The 21,354-nt window shown below is 41.9% G+C and carries 20 protein-coding genes, 1 tRNA gene and 1 other RNA gene; 1 reads left to right on the forward strand and 21 read right to left on the reverse strand.

The window, feature by feature from the left end; translation table 11 throughout:
• Window positions 1–345 precede the first annotated feature (345 nt).
• The 16 genes from RL70_RS06025 to RL70_RS06100 form a co-directional block, all read right to left on the reverse strand.
• Entirely contained in the window at window positions 346–1,884 is a 1,539-nt protein-coding gene (locus RL70_RS06025; protein WP_039042533.1) for a hypothetical protein, read from the reverse strand.
• A gap of 1,312 nt (window positions 1,885–3,196) precedes the next feature.
• Window positions 3,197–3,555, reverse strand: a transfer-messenger RNA (tmRNA) gene (gene ssrA / locus RL70_RS17480).
• 109 nt (window positions 3,556–3,664) lie between these two features.
• Window positions 3,665–4,132, reverse strand: a complete 468-nt coding sequence (gene smpB / locus RL70_RS06035) for an SsrA-binding protein SmpB (protein ID WP_039042535.1) — start codon at window positions 4,130–4,132, stop codon at window positions 3,665–3,667.
• A gap of 47 nt (window positions 4,133–4,179) precedes the next feature.
• The gene (gene rnr, locus RL70_RS06040) at window positions 4,180–6,540 is read right to left on the reverse strand and encodes a ribonuclease R (RefSeq protein ID WP_039042536.1); all 2,361 of its coding nucleotides are present in this window, start codon (window positions 6,538–6,540) and stop codon (window positions 4,180–4,182) included.
• A 46-nt stretch (window positions 6,541–6,586) separates the two neighbouring features.
• Window positions 6,587–7,333 carry a carboxylesterase gene (locus RL70_RS06045; protein ID WP_039042537.1) on the reverse strand — a complete coding sequence of 249 codons (747 nt, stop codon included), beginning with the start codon at window positions 7,331–7,333 and terminating at the stop codon, window positions 6,587–6,589.
• 84 nt (window positions 7,334–7,417) lie between these two features.
• Complete coding sequence (secG, locus tag RL70_RS06050) at window positions 7,418–7,645, reverse strand: preprotein translocase subunit SecG (RefSeq protein WP_025783047.1); 228 nt, start codon at window positions 7,643–7,645, stop codon at window positions 7,418–7,420.
• Window positions 7,646–7,746: 101 nt separating this feature from the next.
• Entirely contained in the window at window positions 7,747–9,045 is a 1,299-nt protein-coding gene (eno, locus tag RL70_RS06055) for a phosphopyruvate hydratase (RefSeq protein ID WP_025783048.1), read from the reverse strand.
• Between the two features lie 18 nt (window positions 9,046–9,063).
• Window positions 9,064–10,584 (reverse strand): 2,3-bisphosphoglycerate-independent phosphoglycerate mutase, encoded by a 1,521-nt coding sequence (gpmI, locus tag RL70_RS06060; RefSeq protein WP_039042538.1) that lies wholly within the window; start codon window positions 10,582–10,584, stop codon window positions 9,064–9,066.
• Window positions 10,577–11,338 (reverse strand): triose-phosphate isomerase, encoded by a 762-nt coding sequence (gene tpiA, locus RL70_RS06065; protein ID WP_039042539.1) that lies wholly within the window; start codon window positions 11,336–11,338, stop codon window positions 10,577–10,579. The genes gpmI and tpiA overlap by 8 nt, the downstream gene beginning before the upstream one ends.
• Before the next feature lie 14 nt (window positions 11,339–11,352).
• A complete protein-coding gene (gene pgk / locus RL70_RS06070) occupies window positions 11,353–12,540 on the reverse strand; it encodes a phosphoglycerate kinase (RefSeq protein ID WP_039042540.1) in 1,188 nt (395 codons plus the stop codon).
• A 148-nt stretch (window positions 12,541–12,688) separates the two neighbouring features.
• A complete protein-coding gene (gene gap / locus RL70_RS06075; RefSeq protein ID WP_025783052.1) occupies window positions 12,689–13,696 on the reverse strand; it encodes a type I glyceraldehyde-3-phosphate dehydrogenase in 1,008 nt (335 codons plus the stop codon).
• An 85-nt stretch (window positions 13,697–13,781) separates the two neighbouring features.
• Window positions 13,782–14,774 (reverse strand): sugar-binding transcriptional regulator, encoded by a 993-nt coding sequence (locus RL70_RS06080; protein WP_197054086.1) that lies wholly within the window; start codon window positions 14,772–14,774, stop codon window positions 13,782–13,784.
• A gap of 169 nt (window positions 14,775–14,943) precedes the next feature.
• Window positions 14,944–15,183, reverse strand: a complete 240-nt coding sequence (locus RL70_RS06085) for a glutaredoxin family protein (RefSeq protein ID WP_039042541.1) — start codon at window positions 15,181–15,183, stop codon at window positions 14,944–14,946.
• 80 nt (window positions 15,184–15,263) lie between these two features.
• Window positions 15,264–16,067, reverse strand: a complete 804-nt coding sequence (locus RL70_RS06090) for a YgcG family protein (protein ID WP_039042542.1) — start codon at window positions 16,065–16,067, stop codon at window positions 15,264–15,266.
• Window positions 16,067–16,642 carry a LemA family protein gene (locus tag RL70_RS06095; protein ID WP_039042543.1) on the reverse strand — a complete coding sequence of 192 codons (576 nt, stop codon included), beginning with the start codon at window positions 16,640–16,642 and terminating at the stop codon, window positions 16,067–16,069. The genes RL70_RS06090 and RL70_RS06095 overlap by 1 nt, the downstream gene beginning before the upstream one ends.
• 187 nt (window positions 16,643–16,829) lie before the next feature.
• Window positions 16,830–16,901 (reverse strand) — tRNA-Arg (locus RL70_RS06100).
• Window positions 16,902–17,085: 184 nt separating this feature from the next.
• On the opposite strand from RL70_RS06100, the gene clpP reads away from it, so the two are divergent.
• Complete coding sequence (gene clpP, locus RL70_RS06105; RefSeq protein WP_025783081.1) at window positions 17,086–17,691, forward strand: ATP-dependent Clp endopeptidase proteolytic subunit ClpP; 606 nt, start codon at window positions 17,086–17,088, stop codon at window positions 17,689–17,691.
• A gap of 48 nt (window positions 17,692–17,739) precedes the next feature.
• On the opposite strand, the gene RL70_RS06110 is transcribed toward clpP, so the two are convergent.
• From RL70_RS06110 to RL70_RS06130, 5 genes are read right to left on the reverse strand one after another with little or no spacing between them, the layout of a single operon-like run.
• Window positions 17,740–17,997 (reverse strand): HPr family phosphocarrier protein, encoded by a 258-nt coding sequence (locus RL70_RS06110; RefSeq protein WP_039042544.1) that lies wholly within the window; start codon window positions 17,995–17,997, stop codon window positions 17,740–17,742.
• Between the two features lie 20 nt (window positions 17,998–18,017).
• Complete coding sequence (gene whiA, locus RL70_RS06115) at window positions 18,018–18,959, reverse strand: DNA-binding protein WhiA (protein ID WP_039042545.1); 942 nt, start codon at window positions 18,957–18,959, stop codon at window positions 18,018–18,020.
• 25 nt (window positions 18,960–18,984) lie between these two features.
• Entirely contained in the window at window positions 18,985–19,968 is a 984-nt protein-coding gene (yvcK, locus tag RL70_RS06120; RefSeq protein WP_039042546.1) for a gluconeogenesis factor YvcK family protein, read from the reverse strand.
• Window positions 19,969–19,972: 4 nt separating this feature from the next.
• Window positions 19,973–20,860 (reverse strand): RNase adapter RapZ, encoded by an 888-nt coding sequence (gene rapZ, locus RL70_RS06125; protein WP_039042547.1) that lies wholly within the window; start codon window positions 20,858–20,860, stop codon window positions 19,973–19,975.
• A 4-nt stretch (window positions 20,861–20,864) separates the two neighbouring features.
• Window positions 20,865–21,335 (reverse strand): NUDIX domain-containing protein, encoded by a 471-nt coding sequence (locus RL70_RS06130; protein ID WP_039042548.1) that lies wholly within the window; start codon window positions 21,333–21,335, stop codon window positions 20,865–20,867.
• Window positions 21,336–21,354 lie beyond the last annotated feature (19 nt).

The raw sequence follows: 21,354 nt of genomic DNA on the forward strand, positions 1-21,354 counted from the left end.
AGATCTACTTTCTTTTGTTTAATGTTGATGCCGCACACCGTTTAAACGTTGCTGTGACAAAAAATGGAGACTTGGGAGTCGAACCCTCCACTAGCATTAGTGCCGAAATATCAATATATGTAAGGGTTTATAACTTCTATTGAAAATGTTTGACTAGCTTCAATAAAAATTATGTTGCGGGGTCCATACATTTTTATTAGGCTTTACAGAACGTAAATGCATTCAAAACAAATAATAAAACTATTCGATAAGGTTTAGCGTATCGCAAAGTTAAAAAATTTGGGTCCATCAGTTAATGCCCCCCTAATCTCATAACATGTTTCACCGAGTGTTTAGACTGTAATATTATTTACTGATTTTGAATATTTCCATGCAAAGTTTGATCTGCTCTGAATACTTCTTGATGTCTCTTTCAATATCGGAAGTGAAAATATTAATTTTTTCATTTTGGATAGCAGTTGCTTTTTTATCGTTATAAAAAGTTGCAAACTCTTCAGCATTATATCCTTCAATATCGTCAATTCCAATTGTTGAAATTAATAAAGCTGTGTATGTCTGTAATTGTTTTATGGTTTCAATTTCCCAATTGGTCAATAGGTTGTCATAGGTAATAATAGCTTTATCACACTCTCTTTTAATGTCATATACAATTGATATATATTGGGCGAATAACTTTTGAGGATCCTCAACTGATGGGTAATCCGGTAACATCCTATTTTGAAACTTAATAAATAACAACAAATCGTGTAATGCAAATTTTTTAATTTGAGAAATCTCTTCATATTTCTTTTTTCGGAACCCAATGAAATAAATCAAAAAGCATATAGAGATAGCTAGTCCGGTTGATAATACATAAGTCACTAATTGCTTCATTTTCTCAATATCTAATACGAAGTTGAAAGTCACTAAGTCTTTCAACCCCACAGTAGAATTACTTGCAATAATACCTGAAAGGCAGATAATAATCATCAGGATACAAGATAAAATGTAAAACCGTGGTCTTTTCATATAATTATCTCCTATACGGGTATTCAAATATTTTTCAAATTCTCGCAAATGCTGTTTTAATTCTTCGGCAGTTCTGCTTAGATTTGTAGTACGCTTCAAATTGTTTTTTATCGAGGTTACTTTCGTCAGATTAAATCCAGCGAATCGAAAGAGTAGTCGTTTAATTTTTTGTTGTTCTTTAGGTTCACCTTTTACTCTTACAAACACTTGCTCGTATGTATTATATAGGGCCAATCCATATACCACAGGGAGATTCATAAACAACAATAAAATAGGTAGTAGAAACTCTTTCAAAGTTTTTATATTTAAAATCTCCCCTGGACGTTGTATCAAATTGTACGAGCTAAATATTATTACCACAGTCCCAAAGACAACAAATAATCCATCTAAGATTTTTTTTACAATCAATGTTTTTTCTTCTCTTGATGCAACTGCATAAACTCCACCAAGAAGAATGGCTATTGGAATAACCAACATTTCAACAGCTAAGTTAAACGTCCAAAAATTTAGGATAAATTCGATGATCACAATGAATGCTAGATTGTCTTTAATCAGTTTTGCAAAGAATCGACCATCTTTTGCATTCTCAATTGCTTTTGCAAATAACGGGACAAGTATAAATATTACCCAAAAGACGGTATCTTTCAATAACGACAAATCCCAAAAACTAGCATGATACAGATATAGAACAGTTAGAGAAAAGAAGCTCAGAAATACTATATAAAAAAACACAAATTGGCGACTAAAGACAATCGGTAGGACGGACTTCAAAAAATCCCTTCCGGCTTTTGTGAAGATACCAACTATAATGGCTATGATAACCCAACAACATAATGCAATCTCCCTATTATTAAAAACATTCTGAAGTGCATCCATCTGGGACCTCCTGATTTTCTACGCTTTGTTGCAGTTTTCACACGAACTTAAGTTAAACATCTCTACCTACAATGAAGAGTCACTCCTCCGCAACGTAATTAGTAGACAACCTTTTCTCCAAGCTAGTTAATAACATAGTTTGATTCCTCTAGTTCTGTCTCTATACTGTCTTTTTCTAACTGGCACTCTAAGAGTTCTAGTGAAAGGTACCTGTGCATGAAACAATCAAGAATGTTTAAAAAAACATGAACGTTCAATCCATGGTTACTCGAATATTTAGTTCAATAATCTCGATATTTAACCCCAATTATTACAACTCTGTTTCAATTAACCCTTTTGCTTTTTGATAGACTTCATTTTTTGTTAAAAAATCTTTCGTGAAAGCGATATATTTTTCAGTTGGATAAAATAGATTCTCTATTATTTCAAGTGAATCTCTTAATTTTAACAACCTATTTCGTCTTTTCGTAGGTGTACTACTATCTTCAATTTCTTCTAACCAGTTTTCCACTTCGATTAAATAAGAAGAGATGTTTGCTAATAGCCCTCCCCTAGCTTTAAATAGTCTTGGAGAGTTAAGCTTTACCTTTTTAATTGTTCTCTCTGCAACAATTTCATCTAAGGCTCCTATTTTTAATAACTAGTTTGCTAAGTCTCAGTTTCATGTTCTAATTCTAAAGTTTGAATTATAATTCGCTGTCATCACTGTTATTCCAACCTTCTTGAAATAAAAAACGCATCATTGTGCTTTTGATAATAATAATTATGCTACCTTCCCATATCCACATCCTACCACCAATTCTAAATAGCTACAATACTTTATAAATAGACATCATTCTGTATTGGCTGATTTAAATCTTGCTCTTCACAAATCCAGATCTTGGCTTTTTACATTCGCTTACTTCCCATCTAAATGCACTTCATGGCTATTTTAAGAAGAATAGTTATTCAAAAGTGAGTTAACTATAAATCATACAAACGATTAAATTCTAAAATTGTCAAATACACATCCGATTGGACGAATTCACTTGTATTTATTGGGAGTTAAATAGAGTTTTTAAAAAAAATGGCCATGGCTTGTCTTTTTTTTAATTGAGTGGGGTGTTTGACTACGGGAAGTAATGGAGTTATGATCACATTTCAAATTTTATGAGCGGACTCCTTGGTTTGTGAGCGCCTTTTCCGTTTTATGATCATATTTCCTGTTTTATGAGCGTTCGCCTGACTGCCTGCAGGCAAACTCCCTCTCATGTCACAAATTCCGCCTAATACAAAAAACACCATCCACAAGGGATGGTGTTTTACCGTATTTCTATGGAGACGGTGGGAGTCGAACCCACGTCCAGAGGCTCTAATACGTAAACGTCTACGCGTGTAGTTTTCCTATTTGAGTTCGCGCTACATTATGCCGGAAGACAGGGCGTCCTGAGCGCTATTTCGGAAATCTCTTCTGGGGAGCCTCGAAAAGCAGCATCCAGCGTATCCCACTTTAGGTTAGCCCTACAACGCCACATGGGCGATGGTATTGCAAGGCAGATTCAACAGCTTACGCTGCGAATGCTAGGTTGTTGTTTGTTTTGCCTGTTATTATTAAGGTCCGTTTCTGACGGAGACGAGCCTCCGACGCGCAGCTCACGCTTAGACCACCCCTGTCGAATCCGTAACGTCCCCGTTAAAGGGATGTCCGGGAAACGTCTGGAGTCATCAGTAGCCTCCTACTGATGCTAAGACTATCGGAACTGTATTACTAAGATTAGTATACCTCATCCAACGCCACATATCAATATTGCTGTTTGTCTTTGAAGGCCCGTTGCATCTCACGCTTTGCTTCTTTCTCTTTTAAATCATGCCGCTTGTCGTACAACTTCTTACCTTTACCGACTCCTACTAGCACTTTTGCGAATCCATCTTTAATATACATCTTCAAAGGTACAATTGCAGTCCCTTTTTCCTTCGTCTGCCCGATCAACGTACTAATCTGTTTCTTGTGCATCAGTAGTTTACGAGAGCGAACAGGATCATGGTTAAACTGATTCCCTTGTTCGTAAGGGCTGATATGCATATTGGAGATCCAGGCTTCATTGTTTCGAATGAGCACGAATGCATCTCTCAACTGTACCTTCCCATTACGAATTGACTTAATTTCCGTACCTTGCAGTACAATACCTGCTTCAATTGTTTCTTCAATTGCGAAGTCGTAATTGGCTTTCTTATTGACTGCGAGTACTTTACCTTTGCCTTTTGCCATCGTCATTCACCCTCCCGTGAAACCGAATGGCCAGTTGGCAATCCGGTTCACTTTCTTTTTCTAGGTTTTTGCTTTTTGTTCTTCTTCGCAACACCTTCATAAAACCGTTTCTTTTCACTTCCGCCAGATTTTTTGGCAGCTGGCTTTCCAGAATGATTCGGTTTACCGGAATCATTTTTCTTAGAACCTTTGTCCTTTGAATCGCCAGAATTCCTGCTCTTCGCATGGATCACTTTCGGTGTTGTCTTACGTGTTCTATGGAACGTCTTCTTCATATCCGCAATTTCAAAGTCAATCGAAGATTCTTCTGGCTTAACAGCGGTCACTCTTACTGTGACTTCATCCCCAATTCGGAATTGCTTACCTGTGTGCTCCCCGATCATCATCATTTGACGATCGTCAAAACGATAGTAGTCGTCTGTCATATAGCTGACGTGAACGAGTCCTTCAATTGTATTCTCAAGCTCTACGAACAAACCAAAATTCGTTACAGAAGAAATGACACCTTCAAACTCTTCACCAATTTTATCCAACATGAACTGTGCTTTTTTCAATGCATCTGTATCGCGTTCTGCATCTACCGCACGGCGTTCCATATCAGATGTATGCTGAGCGATTTCCGGTAACTCCGCATCCCAATGTGCAACTGTTTTCCCTGAAACGTCTTTTTCAAACAGATACGTACGAATGAGACGATGTACGATCAAGTCTGGGTAACGACGGATTGGAGAAGTGAAGTGTGTATAGAAGTCTGCAGATAAACCAAAGTGACCGAGACTTTCCTGATAATATTTCGCCTGTTGCATCGAGCGTAATAGCATCGTTGAAATAACAGTTTCCTCAGGTAGACCTGAAATGGACTCTGTAATTTCTTGTAAGGCTCTTGGATGTACTTTGTTGCCAGCACCTTTTACAACGATACCGAAGTTTGTAAGGAACTCGAACAAACGTTGAAGTTTCTCTGGTTTCGGATCTTCGTGAATTCGGTACATGAACGGAACTTGTAGCCAATGGAAATGCTCTGCAACCGTTTCGTTCGCAGCAAGCATAAATTCTTCAATCATGCGCTCTGCAACAGTACGTTCTATAATCTTAATTTCTTTTGGCCAGCCTTCTTCATCTACCAAAACTTTCGATTCTTTGAAATCGAAGTCAATGGCACCACGATCTCCTCGTTTTTGGCGAAGGATTTTTGCAAGCTCTGCCATATCCGTCAACATTGGAACGATTTCCGAGTACTTCGTGCGTAGCTCTTCATCCAATTGGTCTACAATTTGGTAGACGTCTTGATACGTCATCCGATAATCGGAATTGATGATACTTGGATAAATTTCGTGATGTGTCACTTTCCCGCTTCCGTCAATCGTCATTTCACATGTGAGTGTTAACCGATCTACATCAGGGTGCAACGAACAGATTCCGTTCGAAAGCTTATGTGGCAGCATCGGAATAACGCGGTCCGTTAAGTAGACACTCGTTCCACGATCATAGGCTTCAGCGTCCAGTGGAGAATTCTCCGTGACATAATGACTTACATCGGAAATGTGGACAGATAACGTATGTGTTCCATCTGCGTTTTTCACGAGTGAAATCGCGTCATCTAAATCCTTTGCATCTGCACCATCAATCGTAATCGTCAGTACATCTCGCAGGTCGTTGCGTTTGAACAAATCTGTTTCCTGGATTTCTGCAGGGATTTTATCCGTTTGCTGTAGTACTTCAGGAGGAAACTCGATTTCTATTCCATGTTTGTGGATAATTGAAAGGATGTCGACACCAGGATCATTTTTGTGTCCAAGAATCTGCACAACCATTCCAGTCGCAGATTTCATGTCACTTGGAAACTCAGTGATTTCCGCAACTACTTTATGCCCTTCGACAGCACCTAGGTTATTTCCTTTAGCAATGAATAAGTCCATAGGGAGCTTTTTATCATCCGGAATGACAAATCCGAACCCTTTGTTGTCCTGATACGTTCCTACAACTTTTGTTGTTTTACGTTCAGCGATTCGACTGATTGCGCCTTCTCTTCGATCTCCGAATGAGCTGCTGGAAACGCGTACTAACACGATATCTCCATTCATCGCACCATTTACTTCGTTCGGCGGTATGAAAATATCATCCATGCCTTCCGTTTCAGGTGTGACAAATCCAAAACCTTTCGCATGTCCGATAAACTTTCCACGTACAAGATTCATACGCTCTGGAGTGCCATAACGATTTGTACGGGAACGAATGATGAGTCCTTTTTGTTCTAAATGGACAAGCATTTTCACAAGTTCTTTAAATTCTGCGGCTTGTTCCATTCCGAGTAACTCCTGGATTTCCTGCACAGTCAGCGGCTTGTATGAATCGTCTTTCATTGTTGAAAGGATTTTTTGTTGCAATTCTTTTTCAAAATTATCCAATTCTCATCCCTCCTTATATTGTTAGTATTACCTGAAGTCGATAGGATTACTCTTCCCAATCAAGAGACTCCAGAAACTCAAAAATCTCTTCATGTAACTCATTTTTTTCAGTTCCTAATGTAATCACATGCTTCGATTTCTCATAGTGTGAAATCTTTTTGTCTGTAGATTCTGCGTTATCATAGATGATTTGTCCTGAATTCGTTTCGATTACTTCATCATGAGTGGATTGAACAACTAATAACGGCGCATAGATCGTATCCACTTCAGCTCTCACGTTCTCGATCAGCTTCTGAAGGTCGGTTAGCGAAGGCATCGATTTTTCACGTAGTGCCGCCACTTCCACATCGATTGTTTCCTCGTCTTTACCTTCTAGTTTTTTGTATTCGCGGGCGTAATGGAGTACCCCTTCATACATTTGATCTAACGAACGCATCGACATCGGTGCATTCATCGTAACAATTCCCATCACAGGACGCTCGGCACCTAATTTTAGCGAAAATACGCCACCTAATGATAACCCAGCTACAGCAATTTGGTCATAACCAGCATCTTTTAGTTGGTCATAAGCTTGAGTGACATCTGGCCACCAGTCGTCAGGACCCGTTTGAATCAGGTCTTCTGCGGGGCCACCATGTCCTTTATAATGCGGCGCAAGGGATGTATATCCTTTTTTCTCTAAGAAACGTCCGATCATTCGTACGTCTGCAGATGTCCCTGTAAAACCATGCAGTAAAAGCACTGCTCGCTTTCCATGTTCAAAAAAGAAAGGCTTTGCATGAGAAACTTTCATGCGACCTAACCTCCAATCATTACCAAACCATTTTTGAATAAAAAAGCCTGGCCGTACAGATGGCCAGGCGAAAATTGCTTCTTTTTATATTTTCACGATCGCAATCGCCAGTACGAAGAACAGCACGGATAGTACAATTGTAACGCGCTGCAAGACTAAGTCTAGACCGCGTGCCTTTTGTTTACCAAATAACTGTTCTGCACCACCGGAGATGGCTCCAGATAGGCCTGCACTTTTCCCCGATTGTAGCAAGACAACGACAATTAGTGAAAGTGAGACAATCACGAGCAATGTCAATAATAACGCGTGCATAATGTTCCACCTCCTGAAACAGAACTCAACTACCTTACCAGTTTACCAAACTCTAGCAATAGAGACAACCGCTGTTTCAAGCAGTTGTCTCTAACCGCAACTTATTGTTGCTTCAAGTTGTAAAATGTTTGTTTGCCAAGGTACTGTGCTGTTTCATCGAGTTGGTCATCGATACGTAGCAATTGGTTATACTTCGCAACGCGATCTGTACGCGAAGGAGCACCGGTCTTAATCTGCCCTGCATTTGTTGCGACTGCAAGGTCAGCGATTGTTGTATCTTCTGTTTCACCTGAACGGTGAGAGATAACTGCTGTATAGCCCGCACGTTTCGCCATTTCAATCGCATCGAATGTCTCTGTAAGTGTTCCGATCTGGTTCACTTTAATAAGGATTGAGTTGCCAACGCCTTCTTGAATACCGCGTGACAATTTTTCTGTATTCGTTACGAAGAGATCGTCTCCTACAAGTTGTACGCGCTTGCCAAGGCGGTCTGTTAAGAGCTTGTGACCTGCCCAGTCGTTTTCGTCCAAACCATCTTCAATTGAAATGATTGGATACTTGTTGACTAACTCTTCGTACCAGTCAACCATTTCTTCAGATGTTTTCACGATGCCTTCACCTGATAGATGGTACTTGCCGTCTTCTTTGTTGAAGATTTCTGAAGCAGCCACGTCCATTGCGAGCATGATATCTTCGCCAGCTTTGTAACCTGCTTTTTCAATCGCTTCTACAATCGTAGAGAGCGCTTCTTCGTTAGATGATAGGTTCGGTGCGAATCCGCCTTCGTCACCAACCGCTGTGTTCAATCCTTTATCATGAAGAACCGCTTTCAAACCGTGGAAGATTTCTGCTCCCATACGAAGTGCGTGACGGAATGATTCAGCGCCTACAGGCATGATCATGAATTCTTGGATGTCGACGTTGTTATCTGCGTGCTCTCCACCATTGACGATGTTCATCATTGGAACTGGAAGTTGCTTCGCATTCACGCCGCCAAGATATTGATACAACGGAATATCTAAATAGTCAGCTGCCGCATGAGCTACTGCCATAGATACGCCAAGAATTGCGTTTGCTCCAAGTTTGCCTTTGTTATCCGTTCCGTCCAGTTCGATCAAAGCATTGTCGATCACGACTTGGTCGAGAACTGAATAGTTTTCTTCCAACGCATCTGCAATGATTTCGTTGACGTGATCAACAGCTTTTAGCACGCCTTTTCCAAGGTAACGATCTTTGTCGCCATCGCGAAGTTCAACAGCCTCATATTCACCTGTTGATGCACCAGATGGTACAATTGCTCGTCCAAATGCTCCACTTTCTGTAAACACTTCGACTTCAACAGTTGGGTTCCCTCGTGAGTCGAGTACTTCTCTAGCTTGAACAAGTGTAATGATTGGCATGCAAATCTCTCCCTTTAGTTAAAATAATGGCGTTCCTGTCATCTCTACTGGCTGTTTGATACCTAGTAATTTTAACATGGTTGGCGCAAGATCAGCGAGAATACCGCCTTCTCTTAGAGTAACGCCATCTTTCGTCACAATTACTGGTACTGGATTAGTCGTATGCGCAGTCATTGGTGCACCTTCAATTGTCATTACTTCGTCTGCATTTCCGTGGTCTGCTGTAATAATCGCTGTGCCACCTTTAGCAAGTAACACATCTAGGATACGTCCAACACATTCATCCGTTGTCTCAACCGCTTTCACTGTCGGTTCGAGCATTCCACTATGACCGACCATGTCAGGGTTCGCAAGATTGAGGATGAACGCATCGATTTGGTCCTCTTGTATTTCTTTGATGAGCGCATCTGTTACTTCGTACGCACTCATTTCAGGTTTCAAATCGTAAGTGGCAACTTTAGGTGAAGGGATTAGAATTCTCTTCTCGCCTTCGAATTCTTCCTCTCGTCCACCACTCATGAAGAACGTTACATGCGGATACTTTTCAGTTTCTGCAATACGAAGCTGACGAATATTGTTTTGTGAAAGGACTTCACCAATTGTATTTTTTAAATCTTGTCTGGCAAATACAACTTGGGAAGCAACTTCAGCACTGTAATCCGTAAATGTAACAAATTTTAAATCTGTATATTTCTTCGCTGCAAATCCTTCAAATCCATTTTGAGTGAACACACGGGATAACTGAATCGCGCGGTCAGGTCGGAAATTGAAAAATACAGCAGAGTCTCCCTCAGAAATCTGAATTGGAGCCTGTCCTTCTGGTTGAACAATAAATGGCACAACGAATTCGTCTGTCACACCTGCATCGTAAGAAGCTTGGACACCTTCTTCAGCTGATGCGTAAACAGGTCCTTCACCATTCGCCATGACATCATACGCCAACTTGATACGTTCCCAGCGTCTGTCACGATCCATAGCATAATAGCGGCCAGAAATTGACGCTAGTTGTCCCACTCCGACCGATTTCATGACTTCTTCAGTTTGTTTGATATACGTTAATGCCGTTTTAGGTCCAACATCTCTTCCGTCTAAAAACGCATGAACGTATACTTCACGAACGCCATTCATTTCAGCAAGGCGAAGCAATGCAAACAAATGCTCATAATGACTGTGGACACCGCCATCTGATAGTAATCCCATCAAATGCAGTGCACCGTTATTCGCTTTTGCGTGCTGTACAGCCGCAAGTAACACTTCGTTTTGGAAAAAATCGTTTTCACGAATCGATTTATTGACCCGAGTAAGACTCTGGTAGACAATCCGTCCAGCTCCAATGTTCAAGTGACCGACTTCTGAGTTTCCCATTTGACCTTCAGGCAACCCGACCGCTTCCCCACACGCTGTTAACGTGGAATGGGGATATGCGTTCCATAATCGCTCATAGTTTGGTTTCTTCGCATGCGCAACAGCATTTCCGGAAGTTTCTGAGCGCAGTCCAAAACCGTCCATAATGATAAGGCCAACAGGACCTTTAGGCATTTGCTCCAGCCTCCGCGAGTGCGGTGAACGATTCCGGATCGAGACTAGCTCCACCGACTAATGCTCCATCGATATCACTCATCGATAAGAGTTCTTCAATGTTTCCAGGTTTTACACTACCGCCGTATTGAATACGGATCGCCTGTGCCACTGTTTCAGAATATAGCTCTGAAAGAACTGTACGAATTTGTGCACACACTTCATTCGCATCTTCTGCAGTTGCTGTACGTCCAGTACCAATCGCCCAAATCGGCTCATAGGCAACGATTGCTGAAACCGCATCTGTCTCGCTAACGCCCGCAAACGCTTTCTTCACTTGTTCTGAAACAATCGCTGATGTCGCGTTGTCTTCACGCTGTTCCAGTGACTCACCTACACATACAATCGGTGTAAGCTTGTGTTCAAAAGCCGATTTTACTTTTCGGTTAACAGATTCATCTGTTTCGTTATAGTATTGTCTACGCTCAGAGTGTCCAAGGATGACAAATTCAACACCTACACTTGAAAGCATCGTAGGACTGATTTCGCCCGTGAATGCCCCTTCACCCTCTTCATGCATCGTTTGTGCTCCAATACGAACCGGTAAGTCTTTTGTCTTTTCAACAAGTGTTGTTAGATAAAGTGCGGGTGAACAAATCACAGTTTCCACCTTGTCACTTTCCTTCAACTTTCCAGCAAGTGAATCTATAAACGCTACAGCTTCATCCATCGTTTTGTACATCTTCCAGTTTCCTGCGATAATCGGTTTTCTCATGAGTAGTTTCCTCCTTATGAACGATCTTTCAATGCAGCAACGCCAGGCAATTCTTTACCTTCCATGAACTCCAATGACGCACCGCCACCTGTAGAGATATGGTCCATTTTTTCAGCTACTTCAAACTTTTCAACAGCAGCAGCAGAATCGCCACCACCGATAATTGAAAATGCATCGGTTTCAGCCATTGCTTGAGCAACTCGCTTTGTACCTTCAGCAAATGGTGCCATTTCAAATACACCCATCGGTCCATTCCAAATAACAAGTTTTGAATCCCGGATCACGCTGTCGTAAAGTTCTGCGGTTTTCGGACCGATATCAAGGCCCATCCAACCTTTTTCAATGCCTGTGATTTCCACAGCTTTAGTTTCTGCTGTTTCAGAAAATGAATCGGCTACCTTCACATCAATTGGCAAGTATAAGTTAACGCCTTTTTCTTTTGCTTTTTCAATGAATGATTTAGCAAGATCGATTTTGTCTTCTTCTACCAGTGAGTCACCTATTTCGTGCCCTTGAGCACGCGAAAATGTATAGGAGAGGCCTCCACCGATAAGTAGATTATCGACTTTATCCAACAAGTGATCGATGACACCAATCTTGTCTTTCACTTTTGCGCCACCAATAATCGCTGTGAATGGACGCTCCGGATCTGATAATGCTTTCCCAAGTACGTCGAGTTCTTTTTCAAGTAGAAGTCCTTGTACACTTGGCAGATACTCCGCGATTCCAGCAGTTGTTGCATGTGCACGGTGTGCTGCTCCAAATGCGTCATTGACGAAAACATCTGCCAGTGCAGCAAATTGTTTAGCAAGTTCAGGATCGTTCTTTTCCTCACCCGCATGGAATCGAACATTTTCAAGTAAAAGAATTTCTCCATCAGCCAACTCGGAAACTTGTTTCTCAACCGCAGGCCCTGTGGACTCGTCCAATTTCAAAACGGGTTTGCCTAGTAATTCAGCCAATCGCTTTCCCGCTTCCGTTAAACGTGAATCTTCTTTCACTTCACCTTTCGGACGACCCAGGTGACTCGCAAGAATTACTTTTGCACCCTGTTCAGAAAGGTACTCGATTGTAGGGATGGCAGCACGGATTCTAGTTTCATCTGAAACTTTCCCATCTTCCATAGGTACGTTAAAATCCACCCTGCAGAAAACTCGTTTCCCTTTTAGATCCAAGTCTTTCATCGTCATTTTGGCATTCATGCGAACAAGCACTCCTTCACAAACAAAAGTTTTTAATAAAAAAGGAGGAAACGGGCAATGCCGTTCCTCCTGCCCATCTATTAAGTATAATCGGTCACAATCTGATAAGCCAGATTTTATGTGCCCGATATGTGTTTACAGTTGTCGCTTATAGTCCTTTTTCGTTCATGAACAACGCAAGGTCGATACAACGTGCAGCATATCCTTGTTCGTTGTCATACCAGCTAATCACTTTCACCATGTTGTCTCCAAGTACCATAGTTGACAGACCATCCACTGTAGAAGAAGCATGGTTGCCATTATAGTCTTTTGAAACGAGTGGAAGGTCGCTGTAGAATAGGTACCCTTTTAGTTCGTTTTCAGATGCTTCTTTTAATGCACTGTTTACGTCTTCAACAGTAACGTCTTTTTTTAACTCTGCAACGAAGTCAACGAGTGAAACGTTTGGTGTTGGAACACGTACAGCCATACCATCCAATTTCCCTTTCAATTCAGGAATTACTTTTGTTACAGCAGACGCTGCACCTGTAGTTGTTGGGATCATAGACTCTGCCGCAGCACGCGCACGACGGTAGTCTTCGTGTGGAAGGTCAAGAATTCGCTGATCGTTTGTGTATGAGTGAATTGTTGTCATCATGCCACGCTCAACGCCGAACTTTTCGTTCAACACTTTAACGACTGGTGCTAAACAGTTTGTAGTACATGATGCATTGGATACGTAGTGATCTGTTGCTGCATCATATTCTTGCTCGTTCACACCCATAACAAGTGTTTTCACATCACCTTTAGCAGGAGCTGACAAGATGACTTTCTTCGCTCCAGCGTCGATGTGTTTCTGTAAGCCTTTAGCGTCGCGGAATACTCCTGTACTTTCAACAACAATATCGACTCCAAGGTCTTTCCATGGAAGGTTAGCTGGATCTTTTTCAGCATAGACACGAATTTTTTTACCGTTCACAATAATATGGTTTTCATCGGAAGTGATATCTGCATCTAGGATTCCGTGAACTGAATCATACTTCAACAAGTGAGCAAGCATCGGCGCATCCGTTAAGTCGTTTACTGCTACAACTTCAAGTTCCTCGTGCTCTAGTGTGTCTCTCATTACAATACGTCCAATACGTCCAAATCCATTAATCGCCATTTTTACAGTCATGTAAAATCCCTCCAAGTTTTGTTGTTATATATAGATGGCATACTTTGGGTATTTTCCAAAGCAGACCGATTGTAAACATGTTGTGTTAGTCGTTCGCTAGCAAATTCACGATTTCCCTTGCAGCGCCTTCATCCGTAATAAGAACAGTTTGCTTTGTAGCTCCTCGCAAATACGAAAGAATCGCTTCTGCTTTTGCTGAACCACCCGCCACTGCTAATACCAATGGAATGCGTTTTAGATGATCGGTTTGAATTCCAACCGTTCGAAGGTGATGAACTATTTCACCGGCACCATTAAAGTAATACCCGAAAGCTTCACCTTTTGCACTTCTGGAATCGAGTAACTGTTGTTCTTCTTCATTGGAATCACGCATGGCCGCCATTTTTTTCGCATCGCCAATACCATGTAGTAAGCAATCCGCTGTTTCATATAGCTCAAGCATTTTCTGAGCGGTCGGTTCTCTTAGGAATATGGCATGTGCTTCCTCACTAAGAGATTCAGGATAATATAATGACTTATAAGAAGCATTACACGTATGTGCGAATGTAGCAGCAATCACGTTCGCTTGCTGTCCTATATTATCTCCAACCCCACCTCTAGCGGGAATGAATACTGTATCTTCTGCACCTGGGTAACAACTCAAGTGTTTCGGAATAGCTGCCATTGTACTTCCACCAGTCACGGCCACGATACGTCCATTTCCAATGCGACTTGCAAAAACAGATGCAGCTTCAGTTCCAAGTAATTCGTTGGAGCCACCTGGTTCAGAACTGTCCCCTTTTACAATGTGTACATCTTGAATGGAAAAATAACTTTTAATACGCTTTGCAAGTACATTCTTGCCATATTGCAACTCAACTAACGGTCCAAGATGCTGCAACACATTTTCTCCGTCAGCAGTGATGGTCGCTCCCTCTTTTGCAACTCGTATAAGTTGCTGATCTCGAAGGGCTTCCACGACCGAGCGTGTTTCACGTTCAGACAAACCTGCAGTGTCAGCAAGAGGTCGTCTTCCAATTGGCCCGGATGTTTTGATAAGTTTTAGCACAAGATAACGTTGTTGCAGGGTTGCCATCATTTCGGGTACCAACTTTTCCTGCGCTTCCACAATAGCCGATTTCAGAAAGACTCCTCCCTCCATTGTAGGACAACAATTGACCATGTAGGTTAAAATACGTCCCACTTTAGTCAAAAAAATATATTAACTTATAATGCAACTATACATACTATTCCCGATAATTTCAAATTTAAACTCCGGTTTCAAAAAGTAATGCAAGTTCGACATAACTAATCACACCTGAACAAAGAACCTCATTGTCTTTTTCGACAACAGGAATCATGAACACGTATTGTTCGTGCTTCGCGTCATCGTCTTCAATATTTACAGCTGTCCACGTTAATGGATAGTCTTCCTGGATGAGTTCCATCATCTGTTCAGCTTCGTCACACAAAGGACAGCCCGGTTTGGTATAAAATAGTACATGCATGAGAATCCCTCCATATAACCTCAGTGTAAAAGGAAAAAACGATCTACGCAACACTAAGTGTTGTATAGATCGTTTTTGGCTTACCAACTTCGGCCAGCGCCTCCGCCACCTCCGGAACCACCGCCGCCAAAGCCTCCGAATCCACCACCAGAACCACCAGAGCCGCCTCCGCCTCCAAACGATCCCGGGAAGAAAATCATGCCGCCACCGCGACGTCTACCACCGGATCCTCCAGAACCACCGGAACCGCCACCTCTGCCAGAGTTAAAGAAAATCTGGATGAGGATAAAACCGATGACGATGATTGGGACGATTGGGAACCCACCTTCATCACCGTTGTTACCATCATACGTTGCGACTGGTAATTCAGATCCTTCCAGCCCATATTCCTTTGCGATTTCGTTATAGAAAGCTTTGTATGCTTCCATTATTGCTAAGTCTGGCTGTTCACTTTTCAAGTAGGGCATGGCAACCTCGTCGATAATTCTCCCCACTTTCCCATCAGGAAGTGCCCCTTCCAATCCATAACCAACTTCTAAACGAATATGACGTTTGCCATCTTCATCAGGATTAGTTGTCATAACAAGTAGTGCACCATTATTTTCTTTTTCATTGCCAAGCTTAAATTCACGTAATTTGTTTAATGAAAACTCTTCGATGGGTACTCCATTCGTGTCAGGAACAATTAGCACTGCAAATTCAGCACCTGTAGCACTGTGTAATCGCGTTCCATAATCCCTTAGTTCTTGTATTTGACTCTCGGACAAAATCCCCGACTCATCTTGCACTACATCCACTTTTGCGTGGACTGCCGGTTGAACAATTGTCAACAAAACTAGAAGCATGCCAAGCAGGGCAAATGCTCGGACAGCTAACTTTTTCATTACTCATCAGCCCCAAAGTCGACTTCAGGTGCTTTTTCTGCACCAGCTTCCGCTTTGAAATATTCCTTTTCGTCAAATCCGAAAACAGACGCAATGAGTTTGCCCGGGAAACGCTTCACTTGTTTGTTATACGAAGCGACCTCGCCATTGTAATCTTTCCGTGCTACAGCAAGTCTGTTTTCAGTTCCAGCTAATTCATCCATAAGCTGTCTGTAGTTTTCATTACTTTTCAATTCTGGATAATTCTCAACCACTACTAACAATCGACTAAGTGCGCCTGAAAGCTCTGAGTCCGCTGCAGCTTGTTCTTCAGGTCCGTTTGCGCCGGCTAGTTTCGAACGCGCCTCGGTTACTTGACCAATTACTTCTTTCTCTTGTTTAGCAAATCCTTTTACAGTGTTCACTAAGTTTGGAATGAGATCCACTCTTCGTTGCAGTTGCGTTTCAATTTGGGAATACGCTTGGTCTACGTTTTCTTCGGCTGTCACAAATTTATTGTAGCTCCCAGAGAAAATCGCAACACCAATCACAATAATCGCGACGATAATTCCTAATGGTAACAATAACTTCTTCAAATTCCCCGCCTCCTCAATAATATCTTCGTTTCTACACTTCCAAAAGTTTACCCTGAAACCGAGAAGCTCAAAACTTAATCGTTATCCTTTATACGCTCTACAGTTGAAAAAGTTTCTTTCAAAACAAAAAAACTCCACCGACCGTATGATTTACATACAATCGGGGGAGTATCATAAAGCACCTATATGCCCTCGGCGGGAGTCGAACCCACATTTCAAGCTTCGGAGGCTTGCGTGCTATCCATTGCACCACGAGGGCTCAGCATCATCTGACTTTGCAGCGGACAAGTTATAGTATACTTCCTGACCCACCTAAAAGCAACAAATAATTATAAAGCGTTATATTTGACCTTAGTTGACCATACTATGTATGATAAAGTCATGGTTGAGCGGGTGACCGCTTTAACATACGACATATTCAACAATTAAAGGGAGGAAATGAAATGAACTTAATTCCTACAGTTATCGAACAAACGAATCGTGGAGAGCGTGCGTATGATATTTACTCCCGCTTGCTAAAAGACCGTATTATCATGCTTGGAAGTGCAATTGACGACAACGTAGCAAACTCTATTGTCGCTCAATTACTATTCTTAGAATCAGAAGATCCAGACAAAGATATCTCCATTTACATTAACAGTCCAGGCGGCAGTATCACTGCAGGTATGGCGATCTATGATACGATGCAATACATTAAGCCGAACATCCAAACAATTTGTATCGGTATGGCAGCTTCAATGGGTTCGTTCTTACTTGCAGCTGGTACCAAAGGAAAACGCTATGCGCTTCCTAACGCTGAAGTTATGATTCACCAGCCACTTGGTGGTGCTCAAGGTCAAGCGACTGAAATTGAAATCGCTGCCAAGCACATCCTCTTCATCCGTGAGAAACTTAACCAGATTCTTGCTGAGCGCACAGGTCAACCAATTGAAGTAATTGAGAAAGATACAGACCGTGATAATTTCATGACCGCAGAACGTGCAAAAGAATATGGTTTAATCGACCACATCATTACACGTAGCGATATGAGAGAATCTGAAGGAAAATAACTTTAAGACCTACTAAGACGTCCCGTAAATTGCGGGACGTTTTTTTAGTTAGTTTACCCCTTGCACAAAAGTAGCTAGCGACTCTGCCGCTTGTTCTTCATCAGCCCCATCGGCAATCAATGTAACTGTGCTTCCTTGTGCAATCGCTAAACTCATAACTCCCATAATACTCTTCGCATTCACTTGACGCTCATCCCGTTTGACATACAAGTCAGATGTGTATCGGTTCGCTACTTGCACAAATAGAGCTGCCTGACGTGCTTGCAAGCCAGGCTTAATTTTCACTTCAGCGGTTTTCTCTATCATTTCTTTGGACCCCTTTCTTTTTAAGTAATTCCACCGACTCGAACTTTTTCGGCAATCTCATCAATTTTACGTAGACGGTGATTGACACCCGATTTGCTTACAGGGCCCCCTGAAACCATCTCCCCTAACTCTTTTAACGTGATATCCTGATACTCTACTCGTAAGTGAGCAATTTCTTGCAACCTGTCAGGCAATTGGTCCAAACCAATTGTCGATTGGATCAGTTTAATATTCTCAACTTGGCGTTGAGCCGCACTAATTGTCTTATTAAGATTCGCTGTTTCACAGTTCACTAACCGATTGACACTATTGCGCATATCCCGGACAATCCGGATATCCTCAAATCTCATGAGTGCAACATGTGCACCTATAATACTTAAAAAATCCGCAATTTTTTCTGCCTCTTTCAAGTACGCAACAAATCCTTTTTTCCGTTCAATCGATTTTGCATTCAGCTGATATTCGTTCATGAGATCCACTAATGCATCCGAGTGTTCTGCATACATCGAAAAGACTTCCAGGTGATAGGAAGACGTCTCTGGATTATTCACAGATCCCCCTGCCAGAAATGCTCCACGTAAATACGCTCGCTTACAACAATCATTCGGAATGATCGATGCTGAAATGGATTGGTTGGACTGGAATGTATTTGTCAAAATATCTAAATCATCGAGTAACTGACGTGCTCCCTCTCGGATTCTACAAATGTAAACGTTATTCTTCTTTAAACGCATTTTGCGCCGTACAAGTAATTCGACCTTGTATTTATATAGCTTTTTCAAGTTTGAATAGAGTCTTCTGGCAATCGCTGCATTTTCTGTTTGTACATCTAAACTAATAGCCTTATTGGAAAATGAGAGAACGCCGTTCATTCGGATGAATGCAGCCACTTCTGCCTTTGTGCAGCAATCGTCTGATTCGATTTGCGTCAATTCTTTTTTTGTTTCTGATGCGAAAGACATGAACTCTCCCCTTTCTCGGTGACGATCACGTCTGTTTGGTTTTAGATTCGTCTGATATGTAATTTACGAACCATTCTGCTACTTTTTCTGCATCGTGCAACACTCGATCATTTTCTGCGAGTGCTATGTCTTCTTGCCAAATTTCCGGAACTAGCTTTTGTAATTCTTCAAGATCCCTTTCTACTGGCCAAGATGTGACGGTCTGACCTGCTTCTGTTAAAAGCGGCATAATGTCAGTCTTATTCAGCAGTACTGCATCTAAAAACGGTTTTCCGACATGGTCATATAGCGCAGCGACATGTTCAGAAGCCGTATATCGATAGGTTTCACCTTTTTGAGTCGTTAAGTTTCCTACATACACCTTACTTGCTTCACTTTTTAGGACGGCATCGCGAATATCTTGTACAAGCAAAGACGGTAAAATACTTGTATACAAACTCCCCGGTCCAATGATGATTAAATCCGCCTGACGGATCGCTTCTAGTGTCTCTGGCAACGGCTTGGCATCTTGAGGGGATAAGTACACTTGACGAATTTTACGTGCGTACATCGGAATTTTAGACTCCCCAGTAACAATCGTTCCGTCATCCAGCTCTGCATGCAACTTAATCCGTTGATTGGCAGCCGGAAGCACTTTTCCTTTAATATTGAGCACCTGACCTGTTTTCTTTACGGCGCTAGCAAAATCACCTGTAATATCTGTCATAGCTGCAAGCATCAAATTCCCAAGGGAATGCCCGTGAAGATCATCTTGAGTTGTAAAGCGGTACTGGAAAAGCTGCTCGATTAGAGGTTCAACATCTGAAAGCGCTGCCATCACCTTTCTGACATCTCCGGGAGGCGGGATATCATATTGATCCAACAACCTCCCTGAACTTCCACCATCATCAGCAACTGTAACAACCGCAGTTAAATCGATTGGATACTTCTTCAACCCTCGAAGTAATGTCGACAAACCTGTACCGCCTCCAAACACCACAACTTTTTTGCGGCTATTGGAAGTTGTCATAGCGTCAGCCCTTTCTTTTTTCGATATGCTGGTGTGTTACGTATGTTGTATAGTCATCTTTGAACAGATTTCCAAAGTATTCAGCTAGGGTCACAGAACGATGTTGCCCACCTGTACAGCCGAATGCAACGACGACTTGTGATTTGCCCTCGTTCTTATATTGAGGGATTAAAAACTGAAATAGATCAGATAACTTAGCGATCAATGTTTGCGTATCTTCCCATTTCAGAACGTACTCATACACGTCTTTGTCGAGCCCCGTCTGCGGGCGCATCGATTCAATGTAATAAGGGTTCGGTAAAAATCGAACGTCAAATACGACATCTGCATCGATTGGCATTCCGTGTTTAAATCCGAATGATATAAAATTCAGTGTGAAATTTTCGCCTTCTCCCACCGAGAATTCTGCAATGATTTTATCTCTAAGTTGCTTCGGTTTCATACGAGATGTGTTAAAGATTGAACGCGCACGACCCTTCACATCACTTAGGAGACCTCGTTCTTTTTGAATGCCTGTTAACGGCTGTCTTCCGTTTGCGAGCGGGTGTGATCGCCGTGTTTCTTTATATCGACTAACCAGTGTTTCGTCATCCGCTTCAAGAAATAGAATTCGCGTCGTAACATTTTCCATTCGAGTCAAGTTATCAATCGCATCAAGCAGAGCATCGAATAATCCACCACCTCGAGTATCGATTACCGCAGCGATTCTCGATTTTTTGTCCGCCGATTTCAACATCAGGTCGAGGAATGTCACAAGTAGTTCCGGTGGTAAATTATCGATGCAATAGTAGCCCATGTCTTCAAAACTTTGCATCGCTACGGACTTACCCGCACCCGACATACCTGTAATAATGACAAGTTCGAGTTCTTCAGAATGTGCTTCAATCTCCATCGGTTCAATCACCTTCCATAGACTTTTGAATTTTTTCTTCAAGAAGCTCAAATTCTTCTGTATACGTGAATGTCCCATATTGAATACCAGGGCTTGAACTCGCAAATAGCAAGTTCGTTCGATCTCCCTCTGCCATTGGTAGTGTATTCAAGGCTTCTATCGGCTGCCATCCTAGTTCTCCTTCAATCGTCTGTGTGAGAGGAGTGCCTGTAAGATCATGCGCGACAAACGTATAAAGCATCCATTCATCCACTACTTCCTCACCTTTACGTATGACCATAGTGAACACACCTTTAAGATGAGGATCGACAGGTTTTGCCCCGGTCTCTTCTGTAAATTCACGTACGGCAGTTTCCATAATGGACTCGCCAGCATCCATCTTTCCACCAGGAGCTACATACCAGCCTCTACGCGGCTTTTTTAACAATAAGGTTTTTCCGTCTTTCACGACGAGTAGGTTTACAATTCTTTGCATATGCGTTCCTCACTTCTTT

This window comes from Sporosarcina sp. ZBG7A (assembly GCF_000813425.1).
Taxonomy (GTDB): Bacteria; Bacillota; Bacilli; order Bacillales_A; family Planococcaceae; genus Sporosarcina.